General features: G+C 67.6%; 15 protein-coding genes and 2 tRNA genes. 8 read left to right on the top strand and 9 right to left on the bottom strand.

The genetic code is table 11. The features are described 5' to 3' along the window. Positions 1-29: 29 nt before the first annotated feature. The 3 genes from pyrH to rpsB form a co-directional block, all read right to left on the bottom strand. Positions 30-752, bottom strand: coding sequence for a UMP kinase (gene pyrH, locus ASF44_RS12555; protein ID WP_056899559.1), 723 nt, complete (start codon positions 750-752; stop codon positions 30-32). 87 nt (positions 753-839) lie between these two features. Further along, on the bottom strand, positions 840-1763 hold the full coding sequence (gene tsf / locus ASF44_RS12560) for a translation elongation factor Ts (RefSeq protein WP_056899560.1): 924 nt from the start codon (positions 1761-1763) through the stop codon (positions 840-842). Positions 1764-1855: 92 nt separating this feature from the next. Continuing rightward, entirely contained in the window at positions 1856-2605 is a 750-nt protein-coding gene (gene rpsB, locus ASF44_RS12565) for a 30S ribosomal protein S2 (protein WP_056899561.1), read from the bottom strand. Between the two features lie 245 nt (positions 2606-2850). Here rpsB and ASF44_RS12570 point away from each other — a divergent pair, with 245 nt between their 5' ends. Next, positions 2851-4101, top strand: coding sequence for a D-amino acid dehydrogenase (locus tag ASF44_RS12570; protein ID WP_056899562.1), 1251 nt, complete (start codon positions 2851-2853; stop codon positions 4099-4101). A gap of 40 nt (positions 4102-4141) precedes the next feature. Continuing rightward, entirely contained in the window at positions 4142-5575 is a 1434-nt protein-coding gene (locus ASF44_RS12575; protein WP_056899563.1) for a bifunctional ADP-dependent NAD(P)H-hydrate dehydratase/NAD(P)H-hydrate epimerase, read from the top strand. Between the two features lie 3 nt (positions 5576-5578). Here the strand turns inward: ASF44_RS12575 and ASF44_RS12580 are convergent, their stop codons facing one another. Then, the gene (locus tag ASF44_RS12580) at positions 5579-6328 is read right to left on the bottom strand and encodes an SDR family oxidoreductase (RefSeq protein WP_369820922.1); all 750 of its coding nucleotides are present in this window, start codon (positions 6326-6328) and stop codon (positions 5579-5581) included. Positions 6329-6372: 44 nt separating this feature from the next. Further along, positions 6373-8622, bottom strand: coding sequence for a ribonuclease R (rnr, locus tag ASF44_RS12585; RefSeq protein ID WP_056899596.1), 2250 nt, complete (start codon positions 8620-8622; stop codon positions 6373-6375). A 23-nt stretch (positions 8623-8645) separates the two neighbouring features. On the opposite strand from rnr, the gene ASF44_RS12590 reads away from it, so the two are divergent. Together ASF44_RS12590 and ASF44_RS12595 are read left to right on the top strand one after the other, a co-directional pair. Next, positions 8646-8730, top strand: a tRNA-Leu gene (locus ASF44_RS12590). Between the two features lie 208 nt (positions 8731-8938). Then, positions 8939-9023 (top strand) — tRNA-Leu (locus tag ASF44_RS12595). A gap of 85 nt (positions 9024-9108) precedes the next feature. Here the strand turns inward: ASF44_RS12595 and rimO are convergent. From rimO to nhaR, 3 genes are all read right to left on the bottom strand, one after another. Continuing rightward, entirely contained in the window at positions 9109-10488 is a 1380-nt protein-coding gene (gene rimO, locus ASF44_RS12600; RefSeq protein ID WP_056899565.1) for a 30S ribosomal protein S12 methylthiotransferase RimO, read from the bottom strand. A 34-nt stretch (positions 10489-10522) separates the two neighbouring features. Further along, positions 10523-11056, bottom strand: coding sequence for a polyhydroxyalkanoate synthesis repressor PhaR (gene phaR / locus ASF44_RS12605; protein WP_056899566.1), 534 nt, complete (start codon positions 11054-11056; stop codon positions 10523-10525). A gap of 222 nt (positions 11057-11278) precedes the next feature. Beyond that, entirely contained in the window at positions 11279-12175 is an 897-nt protein-coding gene (gene nhaR / locus ASF44_RS12610) for a transcriptional activator NhaR (RefSeq protein WP_056899567.1), read from the bottom strand. 152 nt (positions 12176-12327) lie between these two features. On the opposite strand from nhaR, the gene ASF44_RS12615 reads away from it, so the two are divergent. Continuing rightward, complete coding sequence (locus tag ASF44_RS12615; RefSeq protein ID WP_056899568.1) at positions 12328-12858, top strand: Rrf2 family transcriptional regulator; 531 nt, start codon at positions 12328-12330, stop codon at positions 12856-12858. Between the two features lie 93 nt (positions 12859-12951). Continuing rightward, the gene (locus ASF44_RS12620; RefSeq protein WP_056899569.1) at positions 12952-13977 is read left to right on the top strand and encodes a S1C family serine protease; all 1026 of its coding nucleotides are present in this window, start codon (positions 12952-12954) and stop codon (positions 13975-13977) included. Between the two features lie 9 nt (positions 13978-13986). Here the strand turns inward: ASF44_RS12620 and ASF44_RS12625 are convergent, their stop codons facing one another. Beyond that, positions 13987-14898, bottom strand: coding sequence for an SDR family oxidoreductase (locus ASF44_RS12625; RefSeq protein WP_056899570.1), 912 nt, complete (start codon positions 14896-14898; stop codon positions 13987-13989). 49 nt (positions 14899-14947) lie between these two features. Between ASF44_RS12625 and ASF44_RS12630 the strand changes: the two genes are divergently transcribed. Both ASF44_RS12630 and ASF44_RS12635 read left to right on the top strand, forming a co-directional pair. Then, positions 14948-16033 (top strand): CDP-6-deoxy-delta-3,4-glucoseen reductase, encoded by a 1086-nt coding sequence (locus ASF44_RS12630; RefSeq protein WP_056899571.1) that lies wholly within the window; start codon positions 14948-14950, stop codon positions 16031-16033. Beyond that, complete coding sequence (locus tag ASF44_RS12635) at positions 16030-17016, top strand: tripartite tricarboxylate transporter substrate binding protein (protein WP_082524728.1); 987 nt, start codon at positions 16030-16032, stop codon at positions 17014-17016. Before ASF44_RS12630 ends, ASF44_RS12635 begins: the two co-directional genes overlap by 4 nt. Positions 17017-17368 lie beyond the last annotated feature (352 nt).

A 17368-nucleotide genomic window follows, 5' to 3' on the forward strand; every position in this document is an offset into this window, starting at 1 on the left:
CGGCGGCGCACCGCGCCGCCCTGCCAACCTCAGGCGTAGACCAGGGTGCCCTCGTCCTCGCCCAGCACCACACGCTTGAGCGCGCCATGCTTGAAGATCGAGAACACCTTGATCGGCAGTTTCTGGTCGCGGCACAGCGCGAACGCGGTGGCGTCCATGATTCCCAGATTCTGCGAGATCGCCTCGTCGAACGAAATCCTGCTGTAGCGCGTGGCCGTCGGGTCCTTCTTCGGATCCGCGGTGTACACGCCGTCCACCTTGGTCGCCTTGAGTACCAGCTCGGCACCGATCTCGGCGCCGCGCAGCGCTGCCGCCGTATCGGTGGTGAAGAACGGGTTTCCGGTGCCTGCAGCGAAGATCACGACCTTGCCCTCTTCGAGGTACTGCAAGGCCTTGGGGCGCACATAGGGCTCGACCACCTGCTCGATGGCGATGGCCGACATCACGCGAGCGATGAGGCCGGCCTTGTCCATGGTGTCGGCCAGGGCCAGCGAATTCATGACCGTGGCCAGCATGCCCATGTAGTCGGCCGTGGCGCGGTCCATGCCGACCGAACCGCCCGCCACGCCGCGGAAGATGTTCCCCCCGCCGATCACCACGGCCACCTGGACGCCCAGGCGCGTGATCTCGGCGATCTCCTCGACCATGCGCACGATGGTGGCACGGTTGATGCCGAAGGCATCGTCACCCATGAGGGCCTCTCCCGACAGCTTCAACAAGATGCGCTTGTGGGCTGGCGCGAGATCGGGCATGGGCAATTCCTTCAGGTGGTGCAAATGGGGGGCAATGGTAGCGCGGGCCGACGACAGTTCAGCCGCCGCCGGACCCGCATGGCGCCATCAGGCGCCGGTCTTGGCCGCAGCGACCTGCGCCGCCACTTCGGCTGCGAAGTCGTCGACCTTCTTCTCGATGCCTTCGCCGACCACGTACAGCGTGAACGACTTGACCTGCGTCTCGCCGGCCTTGAGCATTTGCTCGACGGTCTGCTTGTCGTTCTTCACGAAGGGCTGGTTGTACAGCGAGACTTCCTTCAGGAATTTCTGCACGCCGCCTTCGATGCGCTTGGCCACGATGTCGGCGGACTGCACGGGCTTGCCGGCAGCTTCGGCGGCCTTCTTGTCTTCCTCGGCCTTGGCCGCGGCGACGGAACGCTCCTTCTCGACCAGTTCGGCCGGCACTTCGGCCGACGACAACGACACTGGCTTCATGGCGGCCACGTGCATGGCGACATCCTTGGCGGCTGCCTCGTTGCCTTCGTACTCGACCAGCACGCCAATGCGCGTGCCGTGCAGGTAGCCGGCGATCTTGCCGCCATCGGCGTAGCGCTTGAAGCGGCGGAAGCTCATGTTCTCGCCGATCTTGCCGATCAGGCCCTTGCGCACGTCTTCCAGCGTGGGGCCGAAGCCGTCCTGCTCGTAGGCCAGCGCACCCAGGGCCGCGATGTCCGCGGGGTTATGCTGGGCGATCAGGTTGGCAGCGGCCTGCGTCAGCGCCAGGAAGCTGTCGTTCTTGGTCACGAAGTCGGTTTCGCAGTTCACTTCGATCAGCGCGCCGACATTGCCCTGGATCGCGCTGGCGACCACGCCTTCGGCGGTCACGCGCGAAGCGGCCTTGCCGGCCTTGCTGCCCAGCTTGACGCGCAACAGCTCTTCGGCCTTGGCCATGTCGCCGCCGGCTTCGGTCAGCGCCTTCTTGCATTCCATCATCGGTGCGTCGGTCTTGCCGCGCAGTTCAGCAACCATGCTTGCGGTGATAGCAGCCATGTTCAGATCTCCATCTCGAATTCAAGAAACTAAAAAAAAGGGGGCCATGCAGCCCCACTTTGATCGCGCGGGATGCCGCGCGCGGGTCGGGCTCAGGCGGCCTCGTTGACCTCGACGAATTCGTCGTCGCTCTCACCGGCCACGGCCTTGACCACTTCGGCGCCAGCGCTGTTGCGGCCTTCGATGATCGCATCGGCGATGCCACGGGCATACAGCGCCACGGCCTTGGCCGAGTCATCGTTGCCGGGGATCACGTAGTCGATGCCCTGGGGCGAGTGGTTGGTGTCGACCACGCCGATCAGCGGAATGCCCAGCTTCTTGGCCTCGGCCACGGCGATCTTGTGGAAGCCCACGTCGATCACGAAGATCGCGTCGGGCAGCGCACCCATTTCCTGGATGCCGCCGATGTCCTTCTCCAGCTTGGCCATCTCGCGGGCGAACATGAGCTGTTCCTTCTTGCTCATGCTGTCGAGGCCGCCTTCTTGCTGGGCCTTCATGTCCTTCAGGCGCTTGAGCGAGGTCTTGACGGTCTTGAAGTTCGTCAGCATGCCGCCCAGCCAACGCTGGTCGACGAAGGGCACGCCGGCGCGGCGGGCTTCTTCGGCCACGATCTCGCGGGCCTGGCGCTTGGTGGCAACCATCAGGATGGTGCCGCGGTTGGCCGTCAGCTGCTTGGCGAACTTGGCCGCGTCCTGGAACATCGGCAGCGATTTTTCCAGGTTGATGATGTGGATCTTGTTGCGATGGCCGAAGATGAACGGGGCCATCTTGGGGTTCCAGAAGCGGGTTTGGTGGCCGAAATGGACACCGGCTTCCAGCATTTCGCGCATGGTGACGGACATACAGTAACTCCGAAGGTTGGGTCTAAAATCCCGCCCGTTTTGCGCCTTGCCTGCCCCGTGCTGAACGGGCTATAGAGGAAGGCGCAACACCTTGTAGTGGGCAGGTTTGCGATTTGTCTTGCGATTTCAAAGTCTCGAAGCTTGTCGGCTTCAACTTCTCGCGCGGCGCCGGCAGGCCGGACCACTTCGCAAAACCCAAAGAGTCTAGCACATCACGGGCGCCACCCGACCGGCGCCCCTCCCCCATGCACATTGCCATCATCGGTGCCGGCGTCGTCGGCATCACCACGGCCTACGAGCTGGCCGCGGACGGCCACCAGGTCACGGTCTTCGAACGCCACGCCGCGGCCGCGGCCGAAACCAGCTTCGCCAACGCCGGCGTGGTGGCGCCCGGGTACGTGACACCCTGGGCGGCGCCCGGCATGCCCGGCAAGGTGGCGCGCTACCTGCTCAAGCGCCATGCGCCGATCAAACTGGGATGGCCAATGGCCATGCGCGACCTTGCCTGGATGGCGCGCTGGCTCCGCGCCTGCAAGCTCGAAACCTACCTGGCGAACCGCGCCCGCCTGCAACGGCTGGCGTTCTACAGCCGCGACCGGCTGCACGCCCTGACGCAGGACCTGCACCTGGCCTACGACCGCAGCGACGGCTACATGGTGCTGCTGCGCTCCGAACAGGACGCCCGCCTGGTCGAACCTGGCCTGCAGGTGCTGCAGGACGCCGGTGTGCGCTTCGCGCGGCTGGATGCGGCGGCGGCGCGCCAGGTCGAGCCCGCACTGAATCCGGACGTCGACTTCCACGGCGCGATCCAGCTGCCCGATGACGAAGTCGGCAACTGCCGGCAGTTCTGCATGCTGCTGAAGGCCGAGGCGCAGCGTTTGGGCGTCGATTTCCAGTTCGGCACCGCCATTGCCCGCGTCGAGGCCGGGCCACCCGTGACGCTGCGTCTGGCGGACGGTTCGGCGCGCAGCTTCGATGCGCTGGTCTGCTGCGCCGGCCTCGGCTCCGCGCAGTTGCTGCGGCCGCTGGGCCTGCGCCTGCCACTGGCCGCGGTGTATGGCTACTCGATCACGGCCGCCATCCGCGAGCCACTCAACGCACCGCGCAGCGCGGTGATGGACGAGCGTTACAAAGTGGCCATCTCGCGGCTCGGCCAGCGCGTGCGTGTGGCCGGCAGCGCCGAGATCGGCGGCGCGCCGGACCGGCACCGGGAAGCCTCGGTCCAGACCCTCTACAAGGTGCTGCACGACTGGTTCCCGGGAGCCGCCAGGATGCAGGCTGGCGTACAGGTCTGGAAAGGCGCCCGGCCGATGTTGCCGGACGGCCCGCCGGTGCTGGGCGCCAGCGGCATTCCAGGCGTGTGGCTGAACCTGGGCCACGGCTCCAGCGGCTGGGCGCTGAGCTGCGGCAGTGCGCGCGTTCTGGCCGACCAGATCGCGGGCCGCACACCCGCCGTCGACACCGAAGGCCTGGGCATCGGGCGCCTGCGCCGCTGACGACGCAGCTGACCGCGCGGCGCGCCGCACAATGCGCGGCATGCGCCCCATCACGTTCGACCGCGCCTGGCCCCTGCATGGCAGCAGTGCCACCCGGCAACTCGAGGCCCGCGCGACCGCGGCAGCCGGACCACACGTGCTGATGCAGCGCGCCGGCTTGGCGGTGGCCAGGCTGGCGCAGGCAGTGGCGCCCCATGCACGCCAGGTCTGGATCGCCTGCGGCCCCGGCAACAACGGTGGCGACGGGCTGGAGGCCGCCATGCACCTGCAGCGCTGGGGCAAGCAGCCATGCGTGCAATGGTTTGGCGACGAACGCCGGCTCGCGCCCGATGCCGCGGCATCCCTGCAACGCGCACGCGCTGCCGGTGTGCCGTTCACCCACGCCACGCCAGAGCTGCAACCGGACGACCTCGCCATCGACGCACTGCTGGGCCTGGGCAGCACGCGGCCGGCCACGGGCGATATGGCCGCCTGCGTCGCCGCGCTCAATGCCAGCGCCGCGCCAGTGCTGGCCATCGACCTGCCGACCGGCCTGGCCGCAGACACCGGCCAGGCGACCGGGCCCGCGGTGCGGGCACGGTACACCTTGAGCCTGCTGACGCTCAAGCCCGGGCTGTTCACCGGCACGGGCCGTGACCTGGCGGGCCAGGTCTGGTTCGATGCATTGCAGGACGGCGACACCGCTCCAGCCGATGCGGTGCTGGCCGGACCACCGCCCATGCGGTTGCGCGCGCACGCCAGCCACAAGGGCAGCTACGGCGATGTGGCCGTGCTCGGCGGTGCGCCCGGCATGCGCGGCGCCGCCGTGCTGGCCGGCTCGGCCGCACTGCATGCGGGCGCGGGACGCGTCTACATCGCGGCGCTGGACGCCTCCGCGTCCGACCTGGCCACCGATGCCCCGGAACTCATGTGGCGCGCCCCTGCGGACCTGCCGCTGGCCCGGCTGGCCATTGCCTGCGGCTGTGGCGGCGGGCCGCAGGTGGCGGCCTGGCTGCCGCAGGTGCTGGCCGAGGCGGCGCAGCTGGTGCTCGACGCGGACGCCCTCAACGCGGTGGCCGCGGACATCCATCTGCAGGACCTGCTGCGCCAGCGCCGGCAGCCCACGGTGCTGACGCCGCACCCGCTCGAAGCCGCACGGCTTTTGGAAAGCAACACCGCCGCTGTGCAGGCCGACCGACTGGCGGCCGCACAGGCGCTGGCCGAGCGCTTCGGCGTCGTGGCGGTGCTCAAGGGTTCTGGCACGGTGGTCACCGCGCCGGGCCGCACGCCGGCCATCAATCCGACGGGCAACGCACGGCTTGCCACCGCAGGGACGGGCGACGTGCTCGCAGGCTTCGTGGCCGCGCGGCTGGCTGCAGGCGCCCCCGCGTGGGAGGCCGCCTGCCACGCCGTGTTCCAGCATGGCGCGCTGGCCGATGCCTGGCCCGCTGACCAGGCCCTCACGGCATCGGCGCTGGCCCGCGCTGCGGCCTGAGTTTCAGCCGCGGCCGGCGAACGGCATCTTGGTCGCCATGACGGTGTGGAACATCACGTTGGCCTCCAGCGGCAGGTTGGCCATGTAGAGCACCGACTGGCCGACGATGTTGACGTCCATCAGTGGCTCCACCGCGATCTCGCCATTGGCCTGCGGTACGCCCTTGGCCATGCGCATGGCCATCTCGGTCCCGGCATTGCCCACGTCCACCTGGCCGACCGCGATGTCGTACTTGCGCCCGTCCAGCGAAGCCGCCTTGGTCATGCCTTTGACGGCATGCTTGGTGGAGGTGTAGGCAATCGAGTTCGGCCGCGGCGTGGTGGCCGAGATCGAGCCGTTGTTGATGATGCGGCCGCCCCGCGGCGTCTGCGACTTCATGACGCGGAACGCCTGCTGGATGCACAGGAACATGCCGGTGAGGTTGATGTCGACCACGTTCTGCCACTGCTCCAGCGTCAGGTCTTCCAATGGAACGCCCGGCGCGTTGACGCCTGCGTTGTTGAACAGCAGGTCCACCCGGCCATGGGCTTTCACCGCGGCGTCGAACAGCGCACCCACCGAAGCCGCGTCGGCCACATTGGTCGGAACGACCAGGGCACCGGTGCCCACGGCCGCCTTGACCTCTTCCAGTGGCTCAGGCCGGCGCCCGGCCAGCACCACGCGCCAGCCGCCACCGGCCAACGCCAGCGCCGCCGCCTTGCCGATGCCCGTGCCCGCACCGGTCACGATTGCCACTTTTTCATTCGATTGCATTGCCATCTCCTAGTTTTGCGTTCGTCGTACAGGACACGCCGGGTTCAGCGCCGGCTGCGTCCCTTGTTCTTTGCTGCGGCCTTCTTGCCAGCGGCCTTGAGTGTCTGGGCCAACCCCGAGCTCCTGTCCTCGCGCCGTTGCTGGCCTTCCTTGCGGCCCGCTTCGCGGCCTTCGCGCGGTGCACCCTTGTCTCGCGGGCCGCGTACGGCGAGATCCTCGCCTTCGCGGATCAGCCGGAAGTCGATCTTGCGGCCGTCCAGGTCCACCCGGCTGACCTGCACCTGGACCCGCGTGCCCACGGCATAGCGGATGCCGGTGCGCTCGCCGCGCAGCTCCTGGCGGGCCTCGTCGAACTTGAAGTACTCGCCGCCCAGCTCGGTGATGTGGACCAGTCCCTCCACATACATTGCATCCAGCGTGACGAAGATGCCGAAGCTCGTGGCCGCCGTGACCACGCCGCTGTACTCCTCGCCGAGGTGCTCGCGCATGTACTTGCATTTGAGCCAGGCCTCGACATCGCGGCTGGCCTCGTCGGCACGCCGCTCGTTGGCGCTGCAGTGCAGGCCCGCCGCCTCCCAGGCCTGCACTTCGGCGCTGACCTTGCGCGGACGCACGTCGGGCTCGGCCACCTTGTCGCCCAGGCGCGCGGCCTGGTTCTTCTGCAGGCGCTTGGCCAGCTTGGCATGGGCCTCGCCGGGCGTCGGCAGGGCCGGCAGCTGGTAGCGGCTGCGCGTGAGGATGGACTTGATCACGCGGTGGACCAGCAAGTCCGGATAGCGCCGGATCGGGCTCGTGAAGTGCGTGTAGGCCTCGTAGGCCAGCCCGAAGTGGCCGCTGTTGGTGGGCGTGTAGATGGCCTGCTGCATGGAGCGCAGCAGCATGGTGTGGATCTGCTGCGCGTCCGGCCGGTCCTTGGTGGCCTCGGCGATGGCCTGGAACTCCGATGGCTTGGGATCGTCGCTGACCGTCTGCGCGACGCCGACGGCCTTGAGGTAGTTGCGCAGCGTTTCCTTCTTCTCGGGCGTGGGGCCTTCGTGCACGCGGTACAGGCCCGGGCGCTTGTTCTGCGCGATGAAGTCGGCGCTGCAGACGTTGGCGGCCAGCATGGCCTCCTCGATCAGGCGGTGCGCGTCGTTGCGCGTGCGCGGCACGATGCGCTCGATGCGGCCGTTCTCGTCGCAGACGATCTGCGTCTCCACGGTATCGAAGTCGACGGCACCGCGTTTGCCGCGCGCGCCCAGCAAGGCACGGTAGACATCGTGCAGGTGCTCCAGCTGCGGCACCAGCGCGCGCCGGCGCACTGCCTCGGGGCCGCGCGTGTTGGCCAGGATGGCGGCCACCTCGGTGTAGGTGAAACGGGCGTGGCTGAACATCACGGCCGGGTAGAACTGGTACGCGTGCACCTCGCCCTTGGAGTTGACGAGCATGTCGCAGACCATGCACAGCCGCTCGACCTCGGGGTTCAGCGAACACAGGCCGTTGGACAACTTCTCGGGCAGCATGGGGATCACGCGGCGCGGGAAGTACACGCTGGTGGCGCGCTCGTAGGCATCGACGTCGATGGCCGAGCCGGTTTCCACGTAATGGCTCACATCGGCAATCGCGACCAGCAGGCGCCAGCCCTTGCTGCGGCCCACCTTGGTGGGCTCGCAGTAGACAGCGTCGTCGAAGTCGCGCGCATCCTCACCATCGATGGTCACCAGCGGCACATCGGTCAGGTCGACGCGCTGGCGCTTGTCCTGCGGCCGCACCTTGTCGGGCAGCGTGCGCGCCAGCGCGATGCAGGCGTCCGAGAACACGTGCGGCACGTCGTACTTGCGCACCGCGATCTCGATCTCCATGCCGGGGTCGTCGACCTCGCCCAGCACCTCCTTGACGCGGCCGACCGGCTGGCCGTACAGCGCCGGCGGCTCGGTCAGCTCGACCACGACGACCTGGCCCGGCTTGGCCGTGCCGGTCGCGCCCTTGGGGATCAGGATGTCCTGGCCGTAGCGTTTGTCTTCAGGCGCCACGAGCCAGACGCCGCTCTCCTGCAGCAGGCGGCCGATGATGGGCTGCGGCGGCCGCTCCACGATCTCGACGACGCGCCCCTCGGGCCGCCCCTTGCGGTCGTAGCGCACAACGCGTGCCTTGACACGGTCCTTGTGCAGCACCGCGCGCATTTCGTTCGAAGGCAGGTAGATGTCCGATTGGCCATCGTCGCGCTGCACGAAACCGTGGCCGTCGCGGTGTCCCTGGACCGTGCCCTCCACTTCTTCGAGAAGGCTGGTTGTGTAGTTTGAATTTTTGATGATATGATCGCTTTCTTTCCTGAAATGCCCAGGTGGCGGAATTGGTAGACGCACTAGTTTCAGGTACTAGCGAGTAACATCGTGGGGGTTCGAGTCCCTTCCTGGGCACCAATCATCGATTGGAACACATCAGAAAGAACACAACGAAGCCGCTGAGTCATCAGCGGCTTTTTTGTTGCCTGCGCGACAGCAGTCGCGCATGCAGAACGGCACAAGACCATACCCTTGCGGGCTACGACCGTGCGATTTTGGCCAGCGCAGCAGCAAGGCATCGGAAATCGACGCAAAAATCTTGCTATAATCGAAGACTTCCTGAAATGCCCAGGTGGCGGAATTGGTAGACGCACTAGTTTCAGGTACTAGCGAGTAACATCGTGGGGGTTCGAGTCCCTTCCTGGGCACCAGCCATCGATTGGCAAATCGATCGGTTCAGGTCAGAAAAAACGCAACAAAGCCGCTGAACCATCAGCGGCTTTTTTGTTGCTGCCATCAAACCGGCACCGCCACGAGGTCGTGGCCCTGCGTGCCGACAACACGGGCACGCGTGAACTCACCCACCTTGAGCGTCTTGCTGATCTTCTCGGGCGGCAACAGGTGCACCACACCATCGATCTCGGGCGCATCCGCATAGCTACGGCCCTTGCCGCCCTTGCGCCCCAGACCCAGCGCCGAATCCACCAGCACCTGCATGTTGGCGCCGATGCGCCGACGCAGTCGCGCGGCCGAGACCTCTTCGGCAACCGCCATGAAACGCGCACGGCGCTCCTCACGCAGCTCCAATGGCAGCATCGGCGCGATGGTGTTGGCCGTCGCGCCCTCGACCGGGCTGTAGGCGAAGCAGCCGGCGCGGTCGATCTGCGCTTCGCGCATGAAGTCGAGCAGGTGCGCGAACTCCTCTTCGGTCTCGCCCGGGAAGCCGGCGATGAAGGTGCTGCGGATCACCAACTCGGGGCAGATCTCGCGCCAGCGCTGGATCCGCTCCAGGTTTTTCTCGCCGCTGGCCGGGCGCTTCATGCGGCGCAGCACATCGGGGTGGCTGTGTTGCAGTGGCACATCCAGGTACGGCAGAACACGGCCGGAGGCCATCAACGGCAGGATGTCGTCGACGCTGGGATAGGGGTACACGTAGTGCAGCCGCACCCAGGCGCCATGCGGCTCGGCCAGCTCGCCCAGCGCCTGCACGAGCTCGAGCATGCGCGTCTTGACCGGCTTGCCGTCCCAGAAGCCGGTGCGGTACTTGAGGTCCACGCCGTAGGCCGAGGTGTCCTGGCTGATGACCAACAGTTCCTTGACGCCGCCCTCGAACAGCGCCCGCGCCTCCTTGAGCACGTCACCCACCGGCCGCGACACCAGGTCGCCGCGCATCGACGGGATGATGCAGAAGGTGCAGCGGTGGTTGCAGCCCTCGCTGATCTTGAGGTAGGCGTAGTGCTTGGGCGTGAGCTTGACACCTTGGGCCGGCACCAGGTCCACGAAGGGATCGTGCGGCTTGGGCAGGTTGGCGTGGACCGCGTCCATGACCTCCTGCGTGGCATGCGGCCCGGTCACCGCGAGCACGCTCGGATGCATCTCCCGCACCATGTTGCCGCCGCCCTGCCCGGTCTTGGCGCCCAAGCAGCCAGTGACGATCACGCGCCCGTTGTCGGCCAATGCCTCGCCGATGGTGTCCAGGCTTTCCTTGACCGCATCGTCGATGAAGCCGCAGGTGTTGACGATCACCAGATCGGCACCTTCGAAGGTCTTGCTGGTCTGGTAGCCCTCGGCGCTCAGCTGCGTGAGGATGAGTTCGGAGTCCGTCAACGCCTTGGGGCATCCAAGGCTGACGAAGCCGATCTTCGGGGCTTTCGTGGGGGCTTCTGCAACTGTCATCGCGCTATTGTCGCCGCGATGGCGGCAACGGGCGTCAGCGCTTGACGACCAGCGATCCGAGCAACTGCTCGGTCTGCTTCTGCATCTGCTCCTGCAACTGCACGAAGACGTTCTTGGACTGCTCGACGTAGTTGCCCATCATGCCCTGCATCATGGGCGACTGCATGCTCAGGAACTGCGACCACAGCTCGGGCGACATGCCCTTGGATTGCTCGGTCATCTTGGCCTGCATGTCGACAAAGGCCTGCATGTTCTTCTCGAGGTAGGGCCCGATGAAGCTCTGCATGGTGTTGCCGTAGAAACGGATGATGTTGGCCAGCGCCTGTTCGGTGAACAAGGGAGCGCCGCCAGCCTCTTCCTCCAGGATGATCTGCAGCAGGATGGAACGCGTCAGATCCTCGCCGGTCTTGGCATCGCGCACGACCAGGGGCTCGCTGCCCATGACCAGCTTCTTGACTTCCGACAGCGTGATGTAGGTTGACGTATTCGTGTCGTACAGGCGACGGTTCGGATACTTCTTGATCACACGCTGGGCCGGCTTCTCGGCGCTGGGCTTCTTGGTCTGCACTGCGTTCCTCGGGTTGGTGCTCGTTGCACTGCAACAGATTCTAGAGAGGCACCCACAGCCAGCGCCCAAGGATAACCCTGACGGTACGCCAGGCTCGGCATGCATGCCGACAGCGGCTTGTCCGCCCACTCCTACAGAGCGCGCCAATGGATGTGCTTACGCTGCAAGGCGATGACTTCCTCCATCCCGCAGCACCCGCCCCCCAAGCAGTCCACGCCCACTTCATGCATGGAACAGCTTGGCACGCGCGGCGCGTGTGATGGCGGCCACACTGGGATGGCTGATGCGCCGCTCCACAGAGATCGCGAAAAACTCCTCGACCAGCTCTTCGGTCCTTCCCAACACGCCCACGCGGTATTGCGCCGCGATCTGCGCCTCCAGCACGGTCGGCCCCATGAACACGCCGCGACCCTCGCGGCCGAAAGCGTTGGTGAGCGCGGTGTCGTCGAACTCACCGACGATGCGTGGCCGCAACCGATGCCGCACCAGCCAGGGATCGAGCTGGCGGCGCACCGATGCCGTGGGGCCTTGCACCAGCATCGGCGCGTCGTCCAGGCACTGCGGAAAGCCCTCTGCCAGCCGCCCGCGCAGGCTGTCGGCGCAGAAAAAGCTCATCGGGCTGCGGCCCAGCAAATGGTTGAAGGCGCGCACACTGACCTTGGGCGACACGCGCTCGTCCGCGATCAACAGGTCCAGCCGGTGCAGCGCCAGTTGGGCCAACAGGTCTTCGTACTTGCCCTCGTGGCAAATGAGGCGCACCGGCTCGTCGCCGTCCAGCGCCGGCTCCAGCAGCTGGTAGACGACCGACTTGGCCACCGCGTCGGCAACGCCGACGCGAAAGTCCAGCGTCCGCCGCTCGCCGCGCTTGTGCCGCACCGAGGTCTCCAGTTCGGCGCCCAGCGCGAAGATTTCTTCGGCGTAGTCCAGCGCAATGCGGCCCTGCTCGGTCAGCTCCAACCGGCGGCCGACCTTGCGGAACAGCTTGTGCCCGATCCATTCCTCGAACAGCTTGATCTGGCCAGACAAGGTCTGCGGCGTGGTGTGCAGTTGCTCGCCGGCGCGCATGACGCCGCCTGCCTTGGCCACCACCCAGAAATAGCGCAAATGCTTGAAGTTCATGGAACCTCCAGCCGAAAGCTGGGTCAACCGCTCAGAAGGTTCCATCGCTTTTCTCGAAGAGTTTTTGTCTCAAATACGAATATACGCGAAGTGTCCCAACCTTTAGAGTTTCATCTTTCCGCCCATAGCCCGCTACAACAAGGAGCCCAGCCATGCGATTGACCACCAAGAGCCGTTTCGCCGTGAACGCGATGATCGACGTCGCCCTGCGAGAACACCTCGGTCCCGTGACGCTGTCGGCCATCGGTGCCCGGCAGAAGATCTCGCTGTCGTACCTGGAGCAGATGTTCAGCCGCCTGCGCCGCTCCGGCCTCGTCGAAAGTGCCCGCGGCCCGGGCGGCGGCTACACGCTGGCACGCAAGGCCAGCGCCGTGAGCGTGGCCGACATCATCCTGGCCGTGGACGACCAGGCCGCGCAGGATGCGCAAGGCGCCGTGGCGCTCAGCGATCCGGACGCCAAGATGGCCGGCGACCTCTGGGACAGCCTGTCCGCCTGCATGCTCGACTACATGCAAGGCATCTCGCTGCGCCAGCTGGCCGACGAGCAGCGCGCCAAGGGCGTGGAGATCGAGGCCGCACCCAGCCGCCGCCGTGCCGCCGTGCAGCCTCGGCCGCGCCAGGCCACCGTGCGCGCGCCGAATTCGGTGTTCGCCTATGGCCAGTACCTGCAACTCAAGGGCTGAGCCCCACGCGCTGCAAGGCCTGGACACAGGCCTTGCAGCAGTTGACTTCCAGGTGCATCCTGTGCGCATCGTCCCCCATTCCGGGAGCCTGCCATGCGCACCATCCGATCCGCCTGCCTCGTCCTGGCACTGGCTCTCGCACCGGCGTTCGGCCCGTTGCGCAGCATCGCAGCCACCCCTTCTCCCATACAGCAGACCATCGATGCGATGAGCCGCGCGCACGCGGCGGTGGTCGGCGTGCAGGTGCTGGCCAGCGAAGATGCGCCTTCGGCCGAAACCCTGGGACGCCAGCGCCGCGGCTCCGGCGTGGTGATCGGGGCAGACGGCCTCATCCTCACCATCGGCTACCTGATGCTGGAGGCCGAACACATCCAGATCCTGACGCAGGACGGCCGGCAGCTGCCGGCACAGGCGGTCGCCTACGACCTGGCGACCGGTTTCGGCCTGCTGCGCCCGCTGCTGCCCTTGCGCGGCGTGGCGGCGGTGCCGCTCGGCAGCCATCCCGAACTGGAACCCGGCACAGTGCTTATGACTGCCATCGGCGGCGAGGGCGGCGACGTGGCCATGACCCAGCTCGTGGCCAAGCGTGCGTTCTCGGGCTACTGGGAGTACTTCATCGACACGGCGCTGTTCACGAGCCCGCCGATTGCCAACCACTCCGGCGCGCCGCTGTTCAACCAGAAGGGCGAACTGGTGGGCATCGGTAGCCTGCTCGTAATGGACGCGCTGGGCACGGGCCGGCAATGGCCCGGCAACATGTTTGTGCCGGTGGACCTGCTCAAGCCCATCCTCGCGGAAATGCGCAGTACGGGCAGCACGCGGCTCAGCAAGCGGCCCTGGCTCGGCGTCAACTCGGTGGAGCAATCGGGCCGGGTCCAGGTTGCGCGCGTCAGCAAGGCCAGCCCGGCATCGGTGGCCGGCCTGCAGCCTGGCGACGTGGTGCTGGCCGTCGACGGCACCAAGGTGACCACACTGGAGGGCTTCTACAAGAAGCTCTGGGACCGCGCCGATGCGCAGGCCGAGGTGCAGCTGACGGTGCTGCAGGGCGCCGACGTGAAGACGCTGACGGTCAAGCCCGTGGACCGCATGAGCACGCTGCGCAAGCCCAAGGGAATCTGAACAGCTTGCTCAGCGCAGCCCGGCCGCCACCGTCGGGTAGTGCAGCACCAGCCGCAGTTCGCGCCGCATGCGCGTGTTCAGCAGCCGGCGCGACTCGGACATGAAGCTCAGCACCATCAGCGAGAGCTGCCCCCGCGCCTCCTCGGCCGCCACGCGCGGCGGGCGCGCCATGCCGTACAGGTCGGCCGCCTGGTCGAAGTAGTCGCCCATCTTCAGCACCGTGTCGTCGTTGACGTTGACCACGCGCTGCGCCCGCCCGCGCCACAGCGCGGCGATGCACGCGCGCGCGAGGTCGTCGGCGTGGATGTGGTTGGTGTAGACGTCGTCCTCGGCCCGCAGCACCGGCGTGCCCCGGGCCAGACGTTCGCGCGGCGTGCCGCCGGCGCGGTCGGGCGCGTAGATGCCCGGAATGCGCAGCACGCTGGCGCGCACGCCGCCGGCACGGCCCAGGAAGCGCACCGCAGCCTCGGCATCCAGCCGGCGCAGGGCGCGTTCCGTGCCGGGCGCCGGCCGGCGCGTCTCGGCCACCCAGTCGCCCCCGCAGTCGCCGTAGACGCCGCTCGTCGAGCCGTAGACCAGCGCCCGTGGCGGCGTGCGCCGCAGCAGCGCCTGGCCCAGCGCGCGCGTGCGCGGATCACGGGGACCTTCGCGCGGCGGCGGCGCCAGGTGCAGCACGCGGTCGGCCAGCCCGGCCAGCCGGCGCAGCGAGGCCGCATCGTCCAGATCGCCGCGCAAGGGCACCAGGCCCTGCGCGCGCAGCGCGGCCACGCGGTCGGCCGACGAGGTCAGCGCCAGCACGCGCACGCCCGCCGGCAGGCGCGCGGCAACGCGCTGGCCCACGTCGCCGCAGCCGACGATCAGCACGCGGGTGCGGCGAAAGCGCGCGGGCAGCGCGCCGAGCGGTGATTGGTTTGAAGGCAAAATCCTGCGGTTCAGTGAAGCGGCGAAAAGCCCACGAGGATACCCAAAGATGACCCCCACGACGGCCGCCGCGCCCCCGTTCAAGATCACCGTGCAGCCCAGCGGCCGCGCTTTCGAAGCCACCGAGGGCGAAGCGATCCTGGCTGCCGGCATCCGCCAGGGTGTCGGCCTGCCGTATGGCTGCAAGGACGGCGCCTGCGGCTCGTGCAAGTGCAAGATGCTCGAAGGCCGTGTCGAACATGGCCCGCACCAGAGCAAGGCGCTGTCGGCCGAGGAGGAGGCCGCCGGCCTGATCCTGACCTGCTGCGGCGTGCCGCTGTCCGACGTGGTGCTCGAGTCGCGCCAGGTCACCGACGAGAGCGCCTTCCCCATCAAGCGCATGCCCGCGCGCGTGAGCAGCCTGTCCAAGGTCTCGCACGACGTGATGGTCGTCAGGCTGCAGCTGCCGGCCAACGACACCATGCGCTTTCACGCCGGCCAGTACGTCGAATTCCTGCTGCGCGATGGCGCGCGCCGCAGCTATTCCATGGCCAACGCGCCGCACACCGCGGGCGGCCAGCCCGGCGCCGTGCCACCGGTCGGCCCCAGCGTGGAGCTGCACATCCGCCACATGCCCGGCGGCAAGTTCACCGACCACGTGTTCGGCGCGATGAAGGAGAAGGAGATCCTGCGCATCGAAGGCCCCTACGGCAGCTTCTTCCTGCGTGAGGACTCCGACAAGCCCATCGTGCTGCTGGCCTCGGGCACCGGCTTCGCGCCGATCAAGGCCGTCATCGAGCACCTGCAGTTCAAGGCCATCGCGCGCCCGGCCACGGTCTACTGGGGCGGCCGCCGCCCGGCCGACCTGTACATGGACGCATGGCTGCGCGAGAAGCTAGCCGAGATGCCGCAGCTGCGCTACGTGCCGGTGGTCTCCAACGCCCTGCCCGAAGACAACTGGACCGGCCGCACCGGCTTCGTGCACCGCGCCGTGCTGGAAGACCTGCCGGACCTGTCGGGCCACCAGGTCTATGCCTGCGGCGCGCCCATCGTGGTCGACTCGGCCCGCGCCGACTACACCGCCCAGGCAGGCCTGCCGCCCGAGGAGTTCTTCGCCGACGCCTTCACCACCGAAGCCGACAAGGCCCAAGCATGACCGCGCTCTCCCACGCCCTGCGCCGCACCGCGCTGCTGTGCACGCTGGCGGCCTTGTCCGCCGCCGCCCTGCCCGCGCTGGCCCAGACCAAGCCGATCCGGCTCATCGTGCCGTACGCGGCTGGCGGCCCGATCGACGTCACGGCCCGCGTGCTGGCCGAGCGCGTCAAGGACCAGCTGGGCACCGTGATCATCGAGAACAAGCCCGGTGCCGGCGGCAACATCGGCGCCGATGCCGTGGCCAAGGCGCCGCACGACGGGTTGACCATCGGCATCGCGGCAACCGCCACGCACGCCGTCAACCCCTGGCTGTACCGCAGGATGCCGTTCGATGCCGCGCGCGACTTCGCACCCATCACGCAGATGGTGCGCGTGCCCAACGTGCTGGTCATGAACGCCGACGCGGCCCGCCGCCTCAAGATCGAAACGCTGGCCGACCTGGTCGCGTATGCCAAGGCCAACCCGGCCAAGCTCAACTACGGCTCGGGCGGCAACGGCAGCGCCGGCCACCTGGCCGGCGAGATGTTCAAGGCCCAGGCGGGCATCTTCGCGCTGCACATTCCCTACAACGGCGGCAACCCGGCCCAGCTGGCCCTGCTGTCGGGCCAGGTCGACTTCAACTTCGACAACCTGGCCACGGCCGCGCCCGGCATCCGCTCGGGCAAGCTCAAGGCGCTGGCCGTCACCACGCTGCAGCGCTCGCCGGCCCTGCCCGAGGTACCGCCCGTGGCCGAGTTGCTGCCGGGCTTCGCCATCGACACCTGGTGGGGCCTCGTGGCGCCGGCCGGAACGCCCGACGATGTGCTGGCGCGCTTGAACCAGGCCTTTGTCGCGGCGCTGCAGTCCGAAGAAACGCGCCAGCGCTTTGCCAACCTGCTGGCCGAACCCGTGCCCAGCACGCCGGCGCAGTTCGGCGCCTTCCTGCAGGCCGAGCTGGCCAAGTACCAGAAGCTTGTGAAGGCCTCGGGCGCACAGGTCGACTGATCGCCGTCGGGCTTCGTGGCCCGGTACCGTCCGACAGCGAAAACCCAGTCCATGCACCACTCTGGATGCAGGGGCCGCGCATCCCGCGCGGCCGATCACCAGGGAGCACACCATGGGCACACTGTTGGCCATTGCCATCGTCGCCGGCGTTTGCTACTTCTGCCACCAGGTGCCGTGAGCATCTGGACAGCTGCAGAAAAAGGGCTGCCCGAGGGCAGCCCAATCGATGCATCCGCTTCCCAGAAAGCACCTTGTCTGGATGCATCGAAGACCCATCATGGCCTTCTCGCCACTGCGCGCCTGTAGGAAAGCGGCGTCTGGGCGGGCAAGTCAAGCGCCCGGGGGCATCGGC

Source organism: Pseudorhodoferax sp. Leaf274 (assembly GCF_001422445.1).
In the GTDB taxonomy this organism is placed as follows: Bacteria; Pseudomonadota; Gammaproteobacteria; order Burkholderiales; family Burkholderiaceae_C; genus Pseudorhodoferax.

Coding starts and splice junctions, on each gene's coding strand:
- pyrH (WP_056899559.1), bottom strand. CDS start 752: ATGCCCGATCTCGCGCCAGCCCACAAGCGCATCTTGTTGAAGCTGTCG.
- tsf (WP_056899560.1), bottom strand. CDS start 1,763: ATGGCTGCTATCACCGCAAGCATGGTTGCTGAACTGCGCGGCAAGACC.
- rpsB (WP_056899561.1), bottom strand. CDS start 2,605: ATGTCCGTCACCATGCGCGAAATGCTGGAAGCCGGTGTCCATTTCGGC.
- ASF44_RS12570 (WP_056899562.1), top strand. CDS start 2,851: ATGCACATTGCCATCATCGGTGCCGGCGTCGTCGGCATCACCACGGCC.
- ASF44_RS12575 (WP_056899563.1), top strand. CDS start 4,142: ATGCGCCCCATCACGTTCGACCGCGCCTGGCCCCTGCATGGCAGCAGT.
- ASF44_RS12580 (WP_369820922.1), bottom strand. CDS start 6,328: ATGCAATCGAATGAAAAAGTGGCAATCGTGACCGGTGCGGGCACGGGC.
- rimO (WP_056899565.1), bottom strand. CDS start 10,488: ATGACAGTTGCAGAAGCCCCCACGAAAGCCCCGAAGATCGGCTTCGTC.
- nhaR (WP_056899567.1), bottom strand. CDS start 12,175: ATGAACTTCAAGCATTTGCGCTATTTCTGGGTGGTGGCCAAGGCAGGC.
- ASF44_RS12615 (WP_056899568.1), top strand. CDS start 12,328: ATGCGATTGACCACCAAGAGCCGTTTCGCCGTGAACGCGATGATCGAC.
- ASF44_RS12620 (WP_056899569.1), top strand. CDS start 12,952: ATGCGCACCATCCGATCCGCCTGCCTCGTCCTGGCACTGGCTCTCGCA.
- ASF44_RS12630 (WP_056899571.1), top strand. CDS start 14,948: ATGACCCCCACGACGGCCGCCGCGCCCCCGTTCAAGATCACCGTGCAG.
- ASF44_RS12635 (WP_082524728.1), top strand. CDS start 16,030: ATGACCGCGCTCTCCCACGCCCTGCGCCGCACCGCGCTGCTGTGCACG.